Source organism: Streptomyces sp. NPDC046303 (assembly GCF_055588085.1).
Genome location: NZ_JBVJFA010000035.1, coordinates 63,332 through 77,749 on the forward strand (window position 1 = coordinate 63,332; position 14,418 = coordinate 77,749).

Below are 14,418 nucleotides of genomic sequence, written 5' to 3' on the forward strand. Positions count from 1 at the left end.
GTAGCTCCAGCGGAACGGGGCACAAACGAGTGCTCGGTGATCGGTGTGACGTCGTGGGCAGGCATGGCTAGGGTCCGACCGCACTTACACCCAGGCTGCCGGTGTCGGCCGTCCGCCCGGGACCTTCGGTGGCGGTCGCAGCCGCTCCGGGGAAGCTCAGCCTCAGCGCTGCCAGCATAGCGAGCACGGTGGCCAGGGAGCCGAGAGCGTAGGCAACGATCACGCGTACGTCCACGTCCCCGGGAATCAGGGTGATGCCCACCAGGACCGCGGTTCCGAGGACCCAGCAGAGCAGCTGCAGGTTGTGCCGCTTGAATACCATGAGCGCCTGTCCGAGGACCATCGCGAACATGTACGCCACGGTGCCTGCGGACATCAGGAAGAAGTCGAAGCAGCCCAGCCGCGGCTTGGCGTCGAAGAGCACCTCGATCAGCCACGGGCCGAGCACGGTGGCGGGCACGCCGCCGAGCAGGCCGAGCCCGCCGACGACCAGCGCGATCCGGCGCAGCATCGCCCAGAACGCGGTGCGGTCGCCGGCCGTGTAGGCGGCGGTGAGGCCGCTCAGCAGCGAGGCCTGGAGCGAGCCGAAGACGAAGAGCGGCACCCGCGCCAGGACCAGCGCGCTCAGCAGCGACGCGATCAGCACGCTGTCGGCGGGGGCCAGCAGTTTGGTGCTCACGACCGCCGCGTTGACGACGGCCTGGGACAGCAGGGTCGCGCAGATGAGCAGGCCCAGGCCGTTGCACAGCTCGCGCCAGGCGATCGGCCGGCCGGGGCCGACGTTGCGCAGCAGCGCGGGGAGCGTGACCAGCGTCGCGGCGATCGGCGCGAGGGCCAGTACGAGGCTGAAGGCGAGCGCGGAGTGCAGTCCGAACAGGGCGCAGCCGAAGGCGAGCAGGATGCGCAGGCCGCCGTCGACGGCCAGCTGGGTGCCGTACGCGGCGAAGCGGCCGAGGCCGGCCAGGACGCCGCGGGTGAGGTAGCAGACGGCCATGCCGGCGAAGGCTCCGCCGAGCGCGGCCACCAGGGCGCGGTCGCCCTGGAAGAGCAGCTCGGCGATCGGGCCCGCGCCCAGGCCCAGCACGAGCAGGGTCGCGCCGAGCATCGCCCCGGTCAGCAGGGTGGCCCGGCGCAGCACCGGGGCCGTGCCCTGTCCCAGGACCACGCGGGCCGAGACGATCCGGGTGAGCTCCTGCTCGATGGGGAAGAAGATGCCGATGCCGACGGACATCACGATCGTCCACAGCACCGAGACGTTCGCCATGTCCTGCTCGGACAGGCTGTGGCCGGCCACGCCCAGGTGGACGTAGGAGGCCGCGCCGAGCACGACGGTGCCGCCGGCCACCGCGACGGTGCCCGGCGGCAGCGCCGCGCTCAGCTTGTTCAGCAGGGTTTTCATCCCGTACGGCCGTCCCGGGCCTGGGCGGCCAGTGCCGTGAAGACGGGGGTGCCGAGGGCCTCGGCGAGCTGCTCCCGCCAGTCGGCGAGGGGTTCGAGGCCCGCTTCTGCCCAGCGGTCGTGCGCGAGCACGCTGAAGGCGGGGCGGACGGCGGGGCGTACGAAGGCCTCGGAGGTGGTCGGACGGATCCGCTCCGGGTCGAGCCCGCCGAGCCGGTAGGCCTCGCGGGCCAGGCCCATCCAGGTGGTCCGGCCGCTCGCGGTGCCGTGGTAGACGCCGCCGGGGGCGTGGCCCTTCAGCGCGGCCTGCCCCAGCTCGACCAGGCGGCGGGCGAGCGCGTACGACCAGGTGGGCTGGCCGTGCTGGTCGTCCACGACGTCCAGGGTGTCGCGCTGGGCGGCCAGCTTCAGCATGGTGGCGACGAAGTTCGGCCCGTGCTCGCCGTACAGCCAGGCGGTGCGCACGACGTAGCCGTCCTGGGGCAGCAGCTCGGCGACGGCCTGCTCGCCGGCCAGCTTGGTCCGCCCGTACGCGTTGACCGGGCCGGTCTCGGCGTCCTCGCGGTACGGCTGCGAGGCGTCGCCGGGCAGCACGTAGTCGGTGGACACGTGCACCAGGCGGACATGGGCCGCGGCGCAGGCCTCGGCGAGGACCCGCACGCCGGTGCCGTTGACGGCGGTGGCGGCCTCCTCGGCCGTCTCCGCGCCGTCCACGTCGGTCCAGGCCGCGCAGTTGACGACCACGGCGGCCCCCTCGACGGCCGCCCGGACGGCTGCCGGGTCGGTGATGTCGAGGTCGGCCCGGCGCAGGCCGACGGCCTCGATGCCGGCGTCCTTCAGGACGGCCAGGACGTCCTGGCCGAGCATCCCGGCGGCGCCGGTGACGAGCCAGCGCGTGGCCACGGGGTAGGCGGTCACTTCTGCAGGGCTGCCTTCACCTTGAGGGGCTCCCACCAGGCACGGTTCTCGCGGTACCAGTCGATGGTGGCCTTGATGCCGTCCTCGAAGGTGACCTGCGGGGCGTAGCCGAGCTCGGCGCCGATCTTGCTGATGTCGATGGAGTAGCGCAGGTCGTGGCCCTTGCGGTCCTCGACGTGCTCGACCATGTCCCAGCCGAGGCCCGCGGCCTCGAGCAGGACGCCGGTGAGCTCCTTGTTGGTGAGCTCGGTGCCGCCGCCGATGTTGTAGACCTCGCCGGCCCGGCCCTTGCGCATGGCCAGGTCGATGCCGCGGCAGTGGTCGGAGACGTGCAGCCAGTCGCGCACGTTGCCGCCGTTGCCGTACAGCGGGACCTTCTTGCCGTCCATCAGGTTGGAGACGAACAGCGGGATGACCTTCTCCGGGAACTGGTAGTGCCCGTAGTTGTTGGAGCAGCGGGTGACCACCACGTCCATGCCGTGGGTGCGCGCGTAGGCCAGCGCCAGCAGGTCGGACGACGCCTTCGAGGCGGAGTACGGGGAGTTCGGCACCAGCGGCCACTCCTCCGTCCAGGAGCCCTCGGTGATCGAGCCGTAGACCTCGTCCGTGGAGATGTGGACGAAGCGGCCGACGCCGTGCTTGCGGGCGGCGTCCAGCAGGACCTGGGTGCCCACCACGTTGGTCATCACGAAGGGGCCCGCGCCGGCGATGGAGCGGTCCACGTGGGACTCGGCGGCGAAGTGCACGACGACGTCGTGACCGGCCATCACCTGGTCGACGGCCTCGGCGTCGCAGATGTCGCCCTTGACGAAGGTGTATCCGGGGTGGTCCGCGACCGGGGCGAGATTGGCCTCGACGCCCGAGTACGTCAGCTTGTCGAAGACAGTGATCTGCGCCGAGGCATCTGCACCGAGCTGCTGGCGGACGAATTCTGAACCGATGAAGCCGGCGCCGCCGGTCACGAGGATGCGCATAATACGAAGAGTCTAGCGGCCTGCCGAACGTCACATTCCCTTGGCTCGGCTCCCCCGCACGCTCTCGCATAGGGTTCACCCATGCGTGGAATCCTTTTGGCCGGTGGCACCGGATCGCGACTCTGGCCGTTGACCCGGGCCGTTTCGAAGCAGCTGCTGCCCGTCTTCGACAAGCCGATGATCTATTACCCCCTCTCCACCCTGGTGATGGCGGGTATCAGCGAAATTCTGATCATCACCACTCCGGAAGACCGCGACCAGTTCGAGCGGCTGCTCGGCGACGGTTCGCAGTTCGGCCTGCGGCTCGAGTACGCCGTCCAGGAGCGTCCCGAGGGCATCGCCCAGGCCTTCGTCCTCGGCGCCGACTTCATCGGTGACGAGTCCGTCGCGCTGATCCTCGGCGACAACATCTTCCACGGCAGCGGCCTCGGCACGCGCCTGGCCGAGCACACCGACGCCAAGGGCGGCCGGGTGTTCGCGTACCCGGTGGCGGACCCGACGGCGTACGGCGTGGTGGAGTTCGACGAGACGGGCCAGGCCATCTCCATCGAGGAGAAGCCGGTCAAGCCCAAGTCCCGCTACGCGGTGCCGGGCCTGTACTTCTACGACAACCAGGTCGTCGAGATCGCCCGCGGCCTGAAGCCCAGCGCCCGCGGCGAGCTGGAGATCACCGCCGTCAACGACGCGTACCTCCAGGCCGGCGAGCTGAACGTCACCATCCTCGACCGCGGTACCGCATGGCTGGACACCGGCACCTTCGTCTCGATGGTGCAGGCCTCCGAGTTCGTCCGGGTCATCGAGGAGCGCCAGGGCTTCAAGATCGGCTGCATCGAGGAGGCGGCCTGGCGGGCCGGCCTGATCGATTCCGCGCAGCTGCGCGCCCTCGCCGAGCCCCTCACCAAGAGCGGTTACGGCACCTACCTGCTGGCCCTGCTCGACGAGGAGGACGCGCGATGAAGTTCCGCGAACTCTCCATCGAGGGCGCCTTCGAGGTCACCCCGCAGCTGCACGGCGACCCGCGCGGCCTGTTCACCGAGTGGTACCGCTTCGACCGGCTCGCCGAGGTGGTCGGCCACCCGCTGAACCTGGCGCAGGCGAACCTGTCGGTCTCCTCCGCGGGCGTGGTCCGCGGCATCCACTTCGCCGACGTCCCGCGCGGCCAGGCCAAGTACGTGACCTGCGTGCGCGGCGCCGTGCTGGACGTCATCGTCGACCTGCGGGTGGGCTCCCCCACCTTCGGCAGGTGGGAGGGCGTCCGCCTCGACGACGTGGACCGCCGCGCGGTCTACATCCCCGAGGGCCTGGGCCACGGCTTCTGCGCGCTGAGCGACGACGCCACGCTGTCGTACCTGTGCTCGGAGACGTACAACCCGACCGGCGAGCACTCGGTTCACCCGCTCGACGCCGACCTCGGCATCGAGTGGCCGGCCGACGTCCCGCTGCTGTCGGCCCGCGACGAGGCCGCCCCCTCGCTGGCCGACGCGATCGCGTCCGGGCTGCTGCCCGACTACGCCGTCTGCAAGGAGTTCACCGAGTCGCTCCGCGTGAGCTGACCGCTGACCGCTTGACCCGCCTCCGCGCGAGGAAGAGGGCCGCACCCCGTGCGTACGGGGTGCGGCCCTCTTTCAGTGCACGACGGTGTAACTGCGCCACGGCAGGCTGCCCTCGGCCGTCACGTTCGAGGTCCCGGCCGGGATGTAGGTCCCGTTGGTCCCGTTGACCTCGGCGGCCCCTTCGCCCTTGCGGCAGTTCGGCGTCCGGTACAGGACGACGTCGACCAGGGTGTTGTTCTCGACGTGGGCCGCCCCGTGCGGAAGGCCGATCTTGTGGCAGCCCTGCACGCGGCCGCTCGTGCGCGTGACCTCGACCGGGGAGTCGTGGGCGCGGAAGGTGAGCGGACCCACGGTGGTCCTGCCGGCGGAACAGGCGGTGGCCGTGGCCGCGAGCAGCAGGGCCGCCCCGGTGATGACGCCGGCATGCCGGAGCTGGGCGCCGCCTCGTTCGAACATGGCTCGGTCCTCGTCTGTGCGTTCTCGGTATCTGCCCTTGAGCGCAGCCTGGCCTGCCGCGGACCGGAGGGCATCCGGTACGCGCCGAAGGGGTGAACGCCGAAGGGCCCCGTCCCTCCGCCGGAGCGGTGGAACGGGGCCCTTCAGTGCAACTTGGCGCTCGCTTCAGCGAGCCACCAGGTCAGAGCACGAATTACTTCGTGATCTTGGTGACCTGGCCGGCGCCCACGGTACGACCACCCTCACGGATGGCGAACTTCAGGCCCTCCTCCATGGCGACCGGCTGGATCAGCGCGACCGTCATCTCGGTGTTGTCGCCCGGCATGACCATCTCCGTGCCGGCCGGCAGGGTGACGACACCCGTGACGTCCGTGGTACGGAAGTAGAACTGCGGACGGTAGTTGTTGAAGAAGGGGGTGTGACGGCCACCCTCGTCCTTCGACAGGATGTAGGCCTGGGCCTCGAACTCGGTGTGCGGGGTGACCGAACCGGGCTTGATGATGACCTGGCCGCGCTCGACGTCCTCGCGCTTGATGCCACGGAGGAGCAGACCGACGTTCTCGCCCGCCTGGCCCTCGTCGAGGAGCTTGCGGAACATCTCGATACCGGTGACCGTGGTGGTGGTCTTCTCTTCCTTGATACCGATGATGTCGACGGTCTCGTTGACCTTCAGGACACCACGCTCGATACGGCCGGTGACGACCGTACCGCGACCGGTGATCGTGAAGACGTCCTCGACGGGCATGAGGAACGGCATCTCGGTGTCACGCGGCGGGGTCGGGATGGCCTCGTCGACGGCGTCCATGAGGCCGATGAGCTTGTCGCCCCACTCCTTGTCGCCCTCGAGCGCCTTCAGCGCGGAGACGCGGACGACCGGCAGGTCGTCGCCCGGGAAGTCGTACTCGGAGAGGAGCTCACGGACCTCGAGCTCGACGAGCTCCAGGATCTCCTCGTCGTCCACCATGTCGGCCTTGTTCAGGGCGACGACGATGTACGGAACGCCGACCTGGCGGGCCAGGAGCACGTGCTCCTTGGTCTGCGGCATCGGGCCGTCGGTGGCGGCGACCACGAGGATCGCGCCGTCCATCTGCGCGGCACCGGTGATCATGTTCTTGATGTAGTCCGCGTGACCCGGGCAGTCGACGTGGGCGTAGTGACGCGCCTCGGTCTGGTACTCGACGTGCGCGATGGAGATGGTGATACCGCGCTGGCGCTCCTCAGGAGCCTTGTCGATCTGATCGAAGGCCGAGGCCGCGTTCAGGTCCGGGTACTTGTCGTGCAGCACCTTGGTAATGGCGGCCGTGAGGGTCGTCTTACCGTGGTCAATGTGACCGATGGTGCCGATGTTGACGTGCGGCTTAGTCCGCTCGAACTTCGCCTTCGCCACGGGGGTCCTCCTGAGAGTGGTTCTGTACGCCTTACAGATCGGCGCCAGGTGATCTTTGCTGGATAGCCGGCTCCCCCGGGGCAACGGGAGTGGTGCTCCTGTTGCCCCAGAGGTTCCGGTGGCAAGCCTAAAGCGTGAACTCCGAAGAGTTACTCGCCCTTGGCCTTCGCGATGATCTCCTCGGCGACGTTCCGGGGAACCTCGGCGTAGGAGTCGAACTGCATCGAGTAGCTGGCGCGACCCGAGGTCTTGCTGCGGAGGTCTCCGACGTAGCCGAACATCTCCGAAAGCGGCACGAGGCCCTTGACGACGCGAGCGCCGTGACGCTCCTCCATGGCCTGGATCTGGCCACGGCGGGAGTTGATGTCGCCGATGACGTCACCCATGTAGTCCTCGGGCGTGGTGACCTCGACGGCCATCATCGGCTCAAGGAGCACGGGAGAAGCCTTGCGCGCGGCCTCCTTGAAGGCCTGCGAACCGGCGATCTTGAACGCGAGCTCGGAGGAGTCGACCTCGTGGTAGCCACCGTCGAGAAGCGTGACGCGAACGCCCGTCATCTCGTAGCCGGCCAGGATGCCGAACTGCATGGCCTCCTGCGCACCGGCGTCGACCGAAGGGATGTACTCCTTCGGGACGCGTCCACCGGTGACCTTGTTCACGAACTCGTACGCCGGACCGTCGGTCTCGGTGATGGGCTCGATCGCGATCTGCACCTTGGCGAACTGACCGGTACCACCGGTCTGCTTCTTGTGGGTGTAGTCGTGACGCTCGACGGCCTTGCGGATCGTCTCGCGGTACGCGACCTGCGGCTTGCCGACGTTGGCCTCGACCTTGAACTCGCGCTTCATACGGTCGACCAGCACCTCGAGGTGCAGCTCGCCCATACCGCCGAGGATGGTCTGGCCGGTCTCCTCGTCCGAGTGAACGTGGAAGGAGGGGTCCTCCTCCGCGAGACGCTGGATGGCGACACCCAGCTTCTCCTGGTCACCCTTGGACTTGGGCTCGATGGCGACCTGGATGACCGGAGCCGGGAAGTCCATGGACTCCAGGATCACGGGGCTCTTGTCGTCGCACAGCGTCTCACCGGTGGTGGTCTGCTTCAGGCCCATCACGGCGACGATGTCGCCGGCGCCCACCGAGTCGATCTCCTCACGCTTGTTCGCGTGCATGCGGTAGATCTTGCCGATGCGCTCCTTCTTGCCCTTGACGGAGTTCAGCACCGCAGTGCCGGCCTCCAGGCGGCCCGAGTACACCCGGACGAAGGTGAGCTTGCCGAGGTGCGGGTCGCTCATGATCTTGAAGGCGAGCGCGGCGAGGGGCTCCTCGTCGGACGGCTTGCGCTTCACGACCACCTCGGCGTCGCGGACGTCGTGGCCCTCGATGGCCTCGATGTCCAGCGGCGACGGCAGGTAGCGGACGACGGCGTCGAGCAGGGGCTGAACGCCCTTGTTCTTGAACGCCGTGCCACAGAACACCGCGGTGATCGTGGGCTCGCCCTTGCCCTTGCCGGAGCCGAGGATGATGCGACGGACGGCGGCGTGCAGCTGCTCCACGGACGGCTCGTCGCCGTTCAGGAAGAGCTCCATGATCTCGTCGTCGTTCTCGGCGACGGTCTCGACGAGCTTCCCGCGCCACTCTTCAGCGGCCTCGGTGTGCGTGTCGGGGATGTCGACGATGTCGTACATCTCGCCCTTGGTCGCCTCGGCGGACCAGACGAACGCCTTCATCGTGACGAGGTCGACGACACCCTGGAAGTCGGCCTCGGCACCGATGGGGAGCTGCATCACGATCGGAACCGCGCCAAGGCGGTCCTTGATCATGTCGACGCAGCGGTGGAACTCGGCACCGGTGCGGTCGAGCTTGTTGACGAAGCAGATGCGCGGGACGCCGTAGCGGTCCGCCTGACGCCAAACGGTCTCGGACTGCGGCTCCACACCGGCGACACCGTCGAACACGGTGACGGCACCGTCGAGGACGCGGAGCGAACGCTCCACCTCGACCGTAAAGTCAACGTGACCCGGGGTGTCGATGATGTTGATGGTGTGGTCGACGTCCTCGAGCGGCCAGTGGCAGGTCGTCGCGGCGGACGTGATCGTGATGCCGCGCTCCTGCTCCTGCTCCATCCAGTCCATCGTGGCAGCGCCGTCGTGGACTTCACCGATCTTGTAAGACACACCGGTGTAGAACAGGATGCGCTCGGTGGTGGTCGTCTTGCCCGCGTCGATGTGAGCCATGATGCCGATGTTGCGCACCTTGGCCAGGTCAAGCGAAGTGGTAGCCATATCGGCTCAGTCTTCTCTCGGTCTCGATGTGGGTTGGGACTACCAGCGGTAGTGCGCGAAGGCCTTGTTGGACTCGGCCATCTTGTGCGTGTCCTCGCGCTTCTTGACAGCAGCGCCAAGACCGTTGGAGGCGTCGAGCAGCTCGTTCATGAGGCGCTCGGTCATGGTCTTCTCACGACGGGCGCGGGAGTAACCCACGAGCCAGCGGAGGGCCAGGGTCGACTGGCGACCCGGCTTGACCTCGACGGGGACCTGGTAGGTCGCGCCACCGACACGGCGGGACTTGACCTCGAGGGACGGCTTGACGTTCTCCAGCGCGCGCTTCAGCGTGATGACCGGGTCGTTGCCGGTCTTCTCGCGGAGGCCTTCCATGGCGCCGTAGACGATGCGCTCGGCGGTGGAGCGCTTGCCGTTCAGCAGGATCTTGTTGATGAGCGACGTCACCAGAGGAGATGCGTAGACCGGGTCGATGATGACCGGGCGCTTCGGGGCGGGGCCCTTACGAGGCATTCTTACTTCTCCTTCTTGGCGCCGTAGCGGCTGCGGGCCTGCTTGCGGTTCTTGACAGCCTGGGTGTCAAGCGCACCGCGGATGATCTTGTAACGAACACCCGGCAGGTCCTTCACACGGCCACCACGCACGAGCACGATCGAGTGCTCCTGCAGGTTGTGTCCCTCACCCGGAATGTAAGCGGTGACCTCGATGCCAGAGGTCAGACGCACACGCGCGACCTTACGCAGCGCCGAGTTCGGCTTCTTCGGGGTGGTCGTGAACACACGCGTGCAGACGCCGCGACGCTGGGGCGAAGCCTCGAGCGCGGGAGTCTTTGTCTTCTCGACCTTGTCCTGCCGGCCCTTACGGACCAGCTGCTGGATCGTAGGCACTACTTCTCCGGTTTCTGTGTGCCGTGTAGTGAAGCTAACCTGGAACTTTGCCGACCCACGCGGTCGGGTGTGTCGGATCCGGCGGACCTCCGCGCAAGCACGGAAACGCATGGATCGCGGTGGCCGATACGGGCTCTCCTGCGGTTGATGGACACGCACGGGAGCCCAGGCACACCCCAGGCACAAGGTCTGAGCGTACCTACCGCATCCACTCCGGTCAAAACAAAAGCCCGGGCGCGCGGGCTCGCAGATCCGCACGACCCGTGCGCCGCACGGGCGACACCCCCGCGCGGCCCCGCCGACTCGCACCTGTGGTAGGGGCGTGGTATGGACGGCCGGGCCTGAACTGCCCGAACGGGTCCTGGGACATGATCAGGCGCACTAAACTGCCGAGCGATTCATCCCAAACGGCACGACCATCAGGGGAGCGGGACATTGGGGACGGTCACCTCGGAGCCGACCACGGCGGCCGGCCCGCCCCCCGACGGCGGCCACGACCCCTCCCCGCCCCGCCGCCGTCCGCGCCTCGTCCGGGCGTACGGGCCGCTGCTCGCCTTCCTCGTCACCTCGGGCGCCTTCTGCGCGGCCTGGGCGGCGCGCGGCACCTTCCCCTTCGGCACCACCGGGCGGGCCATCAACGACCAGGCCAACCAGTACGTGCCCTTCCACCGCGCGCTATGGGACCTGGTCCACGGGCAGGCCGCCGGCGACCTGCTCTTCACCTGGCGCGGCGGCTTCGGACAGCAGTTCCTGTCCGACTACTACACCTACCTCGGCAACCCGTTCTCGTGGCTGGCCGTCCTGGTCCCGCGCGCCCACGTCGACCTCGCCGTCTTCGCGGTCACCCCGGTCACCATGGGGACGGCCGCCGCCCTGATGGCGGTGTACCTGGGCACACTGCGCCCCGGCCCGTGGTGGCAGCGCGGCGTGCTCGGTGCCTGCTACGGCCTGTGCGGCTGGGCGCTCAGCGACGCCTCGTACATCCCCATGTGGCTGTGGGGGCTGGTCGCCCTCCCGATGCTCGGCATCGCCGTGGAGTGGTGCCTGGAGGGCCGCCGCTGGCCGGGGGCGGCCCTGCTGGTCGCGCTCGCCTGGTACGGGAACTTCTACACCGCGATGATGGCGACGATGGCCGCCTGCGTGCTGCTCGCCATCCGCCTGGTCACCCTCGACCTGACGGGCGCGCAACGGCTGCGCGCGCTGGGGCGGGCCGCGACGGCCGCCGCGACCGGCATCCTGCTCACGCTCCCGCTGCTGCTGCCCTCCTTCCTGTCCAGCGGCTCGGCGCAGCCCACCCGGGCCGCCGCCTTCGACCCGGTCCGCATCGAGCTCTTCCTCGCGGGCATGCTCCCGGCCACGCACCTGTGGGGCGGCCGCCCGCGCCTCTACGTCGCCTCGCTCGGCCTGATCCTGGCCGGCACCTTCCTCTTCAACACCGCCATCGCGAAGAGGACCCGCCTGGTGTGGACGGCCGCGACCCTGCTCGTCGTCGTGTCGTTCCAGTTCCCGCCCACGCAGTACGTGTGGCACGGGCTGGCCGTGCCGAACGGCAACCCGTACCGGGAGGCCTTCGTCTTCAGCGGGATGGTGGTCGTCCTGGCCTGGCTGGCGCTGGCCCACCGGCCGCGCCCGTTCCACCTGGCCCTGGTCGCCGGACTGCTGGTCGTGGCCGCCTTCGTCCTGCGCCGCACCGACGACTTCGGCGGCTGGACCTGGCCCGCCGTCCTCGGAGGCGGGGCGATCTCCCTGCTGGCCCTGGTCCTGCTCTCGCTGGGCGAGAAGCGCCGGTGGCTGATCCCGGTGGCCGCGGTCCTCATGGTCGGCGTGGTCTTCGCCGAGTCCACGGCCGCCGCGGCCAACGCGGACGCCCGCCGGTCCCGTGAGCGCTGGGCGAAGCCGACGGCGACCTCCGGCAAGTCGATCACCGCGCACTTCGAAGCCGTCCGGGGGGTGGACGGCTGGCCCGCCTACCGGACCGACTCCGGCGCGCCGCAGACCTCGTACAACGACGCCCTCGCGCTCCGGGCGGAGGGCCCGCAGTACTACAGCAGCTACCTCCCCGAGGCGACGTACCGGGCGCTGGAGCCGCTCGGCTACGGCTTCAAGAACGACGGCCGGACCTTCTTCGGCGCCGACAACCCGGTGCTCGACGCGATCTTCTCGATCGGCGCACGCGTCCGTCCCGGCGCTGCCCCGGGCACCTGGACGGGCTCGACGTTCCCGGCGCCGCCCCTGGTCACGGTGCGCAGCGCCCCGTACGCCTCGCCCCACCCCGCGGACAGCGTCTACGCCCGCCAGGAGAACCTGCTGGGCGCCACCGTCTACCAAGTCCCGCAGGTCACGCGCACGGGCAGCGCCGCCGAGCAGGTGTACGCCGCCACCTGCACCCCCGGCTCCGAGGCCTACTGGTACTCCCCGGCCCTCTACGGCACCCTCACCTCCGGCGGTACGGACCGGCCCCTCGAGGACCGGATGACGGGAGTGCTCCCGCTGGGCGAGGTGCCGGCCTCGGGCCGTGTCGACGTCACCGTGAAGACCCGTACCGAGGGCGCGACCGCCGGCGAGCACCCGCTCGGCTGCCTGGACCGCGCCGCGCTCGACCGGGCCGTCGCCCGCCTGAAGGCCACCGGCGCCACCGAGGTCAAGACCGGCGGCCACACCATCGAGGCCACGCTCCCGCAGGGCTCCACCGGCACGGCCGTCTTCGCGATGACGGACGTCCCCGGCTGGCAGTGCTCGGCCCCGGTGCGGAACTTCCACGGCCTGGTCGCCCTCCGGCTCTCCCCCGGGACGGACAAGGTCTCCTGCACCTTCACCCCGAAGGGCCTCACGCCGGGCCTGGCCGGCGGCGCGCTCGGCCTGATGCTCCTCATCGGCGTCACGGTGACCGGGCTGCGGCGCCGAGGCAGGCCCTCGTAGCGGCACTGTCCGTGTTCATACGGCATCAATCCCGTGGTTCTGGATCTACGCGGCGCCCCCGGTCAGTACATTGACCGCCCTGATGGATCGGGGGGCCGCATGGCAGGGCAAGACCTCCCGGGCGACGGAGGGCTGGACGACCGCGTCCCCTTCCTGGCCCGGCTGGAGCACGAGGACGGCACGGCGTTACGGGCGCTCGGCCGCGAGCTGACCTTCGCACCGCGCGACCGGCTCATCCACCAGCACGAACCCTCGTCGCACATCCTGCTGGTCCTGCACGGCTGGACCAAGGTGACCGCCGTCGCTCCCAACGGCTACCAGGCGCTGCTGGCCCTGCGCGGGCCCGGCGACATCCTCGGCGAGTCGGCCGCCCTGACCCGGCGCGTCCGGTCCGCCACCGTGACCGCGCTGGAGCCGGTCCGGGCCGTGGCCGTCGACCACGACTCCTTCCGGGCGTTCCTCGCCGCCTGCCCCGCGGCCGCCCTCCAGCTGCTCGCCCTCACCTCCGACCGCACCCGGGCCGCCGACCAGCGCCGCCTGGAGTTCGCCTCGCTGAGCGTGCGCGAGCGCCTCGCCGTCCTGCTCCTGGACCTGTCCCGCACCCACGGCCGCCCCGGCCCGACCGGCGTCGAGCTGTCCGTTCCGCTCACCAAGGAAGAACTCGCCGGGGCCGTCGGCGCCTCCCGCGAGATGGTCCAGCGCGAGCTCAAGGAGCTCCGCGCACGCGGGGTCGTGATCACGGGCCGACGCGCCCTGGTGATCGTCCGGCCGGACGTCCTGCGGCGGATCGCACGGGCACAGCCTCCCGCCCAGGACTGAGAGCGCCCGTCCCCAAGCCCGCCCGGGCCGTCCTTCAGTGCACGGCGTCACACTCCGGGCGCGTCATCCGCCCTCACGGCGCCGCGCCCGCCTGCCCCATTCTCTTGTCCCAGCAGGGATCCACCACGAGAGGCGATCATGAGCGACCCACTCCCCCGCACCATCCTTCTGGTCGACACCGAGCGGTACAGCGACCGTGACGACGTCCAGCAGGCCTTCCTCCGCCGCATGCTGTACGACGTCGTCGACCGGACCCTGCTGGCCGCCGGGATCGACCAGACGTTACGGCTGCGTGCCGACCGCGGCGACGCGATCATGGAGCTGATCGACCCGAACGCACCGCTCACCACGCTGCTGCGCACGCTGCTGACCGAGGTGCCCGCCCAGCTGCGCGCCGTGAACCGGCTGGCGTCCGCTTCGGCGCAGATCCGGCTGCGGGCGGTCCTCGCCACCGGCTACGTCGCCATCGACCAGTACGACGGCTGGGTGGGCTCGGACCTCAACCACGCCTGCCGCCTGCTGGACGGCGAACCCTTGAAGCAGGCTCTGCGCGAGCGCACGGACGACTACGCGCTCTGCGTCTCGGAACCGGTGTACGAGGGCATCGTGCGCCACCACCACACCGGCATCCCGGCCGAGGAATTCAACCCGGTCACCATGGCCAGCAAGAACGGCCCGCTGGCCGCCTGGCTGTACGGACCACTGCCGAAGGGGGGCCCGGGGGGGGGGGGGGGGGGGGGGGGGGGGGGGGGGGGGGGGGGGGGGGGGGGGGAGGGGGGCGGGTCCCATGGCGAAAGCAGGGGGGGGCGGGGGGGGTGGGCAGGCAAA

General features: G+C 69.9%; 13 protein-coding genes. 5 read left to right on the top strand and 8 right to left on the bottom strand.

Features of this window, described 5'->3' with window-relative positions; genetic code table 11:
- Nucleotides 1–67: 67 nt before the first annotated feature.
- From ACZ6I1_RS28930 to rfbB, 3 genes are read right to left on the bottom strand one after another with little or no spacing between them, the layout of a single operon-like run.
- Nucleotides 68–1,399 (bottom strand): lipopolysaccharide biosynthesis protein, encoded by a 1,332-nt coding sequence (locus ACZ6I1_RS28930; RefSeq protein WP_469291837.1) that lies wholly within the window; start codon nt 1,397–1,399, stop codon nt 68–70.
- A complete protein-coding gene (gene rfbD, locus ACZ6I1_RS28935; protein ID WP_469291848.1) occupies nt 1,396–2,265 on the bottom strand; it encodes a dTDP-4-dehydrorhamnose reductase in 870 nt (289 codons plus the stop codon). Before rfbD ends, ACZ6I1_RS28930 begins: the two co-directional genes overlap by 4 nt.
- Before the next feature lie 47 nt (nt 2,266–2,312).
- Nucleotides 2,313–3,290 (bottom strand): dTDP-glucose 4,6-dehydratase, encoded by a 978-nt coding sequence (rfbB, locus tag ACZ6I1_RS28940; RefSeq protein ID WP_469291838.1) that lies wholly within the window; start codon nt 3,288–3,290, stop codon nt 2,313–2,315.
- 81 nt (nt 3,291–3,371) lie between these two features.
- Here rfbB and rfbA point away from each other — a divergent pair, with 81 nt between their 5' ends.
- The gene (gene rfbA, locus ACZ6I1_RS28945) at nt 3,372–4,247 is read left to right on the top strand and encodes a glucose-1-phosphate thymidylyltransferase RfbA (RefSeq protein ID WP_469291839.1); all 876 of its coding nucleotides are present in this window, start codon (nt 3,372–3,374) and stop codon (nt 4,245–4,247) included.
- Nucleotides 4,244–4,843: a dTDP-4-dehydrorhamnose 3,5-epimerase gene (gene rfbC / locus ACZ6I1_RS28950; protein ID WP_469291840.1), complete on the top strand. Its 600-nt coding sequence runs from the start codon at nt 4,244–4,246 to the stop codon at nt 4,841–4,843. Before rfbA ends, rfbC begins: the two co-directional genes overlap by 4 nt.
- A 72-nt stretch (nt 4,844–4,915) precedes the next feature.
- On the opposite strand, the gene ACZ6I1_RS28955 is transcribed toward rfbC, so the two are convergent.
- From ACZ6I1_RS28955 to rpsL, 5 genes are all read right to left on the bottom strand, one after another.
- Nucleotides 4,916–5,299 (bottom strand): hypothetical protein, encoded by a 384-nt coding sequence (locus ACZ6I1_RS28955; protein WP_469291841.1) that lies wholly within the window; start codon nt 5,297–5,299, stop codon nt 4,916–4,918.
- A 193-nt stretch (nt 5,300–5,492) separates the two neighbouring features.
- Nucleotides 5,493–6,686 (bottom strand): elongation factor Tu, encoded by a 1,194-nt coding sequence (gene tuf, locus ACZ6I1_RS28960; RefSeq protein WP_362301459.1) that lies wholly within the window; start codon nt 6,684–6,686, stop codon nt 5,493–5,495.
- Nucleotides 6,687–6,835: 149 nt separating this feature from the next.
- Complete coding sequence (gene fusA, locus ACZ6I1_RS28965; RefSeq protein ID WP_469291842.1) at nt 6,836–8,968, bottom strand: elongation factor G; 2,133 nt, start codon at nt 8,966–8,968, stop codon at nt 6,836–6,838.
- Between the two features lie 39 nt (nt 8,969–9,007).
- Nucleotides 9,008–9,478, bottom strand: coding sequence for a 30S ribosomal protein S7 (gene rpsG / locus ACZ6I1_RS28970; RefSeq protein WP_007265894.1), 471 nt, complete (start codon nt 9,476–9,478; stop codon nt 9,008–9,010).
- A gap of 2 nt (nt 9,479–9,480) precedes the next feature.
- Nucleotides 9,481–9,852: a 30S ribosomal protein S12 gene (rpsL, locus tag ACZ6I1_RS28975; protein ID WP_007265893.1), complete on the bottom strand. Its 372-nt coding sequence runs from the start codon at nt 9,850–9,852 to the stop codon at nt 9,481–9,483.
- Nucleotides 9,853–10,287: 435 nt separating this feature from the next.
- Between rpsL and ACZ6I1_RS28980 the strand changes: the two genes are divergently transcribed.
- The 3 genes from ACZ6I1_RS28980 to ACZ6I1_RS28990 all read left to right on the top strand — a co-directional run.
- Nucleotides 10,288–12,771: a YfhO family protein gene (locus ACZ6I1_RS28980; protein ID WP_469291843.1), complete on the top strand. Its 2,484-nt coding sequence runs from the start codon at nt 10,288–10,290 to the stop codon at nt 12,769–12,771.
- Nucleotides 12,772–12,870: 99 nt separating this feature from the next.
- Nucleotides 12,871–13,590: a Crp/Fnr family transcriptional regulator gene (locus tag ACZ6I1_RS28985; protein ID WP_469291844.1), complete on the top strand. Its 720-nt coding sequence runs from the start codon at nt 12,871–12,873 to the stop codon at nt 13,588–13,590.
- Nucleotides 13,591–13,728: 138 nt separating this feature from the next.
- A partial coding sequence (locus ACZ6I1_RS28990) for a hypothetical protein (RefSeq protein WP_469291845.1) occupies nt 13,729–14,418 on the top strand: 690 nt, incomplete at its 3' end.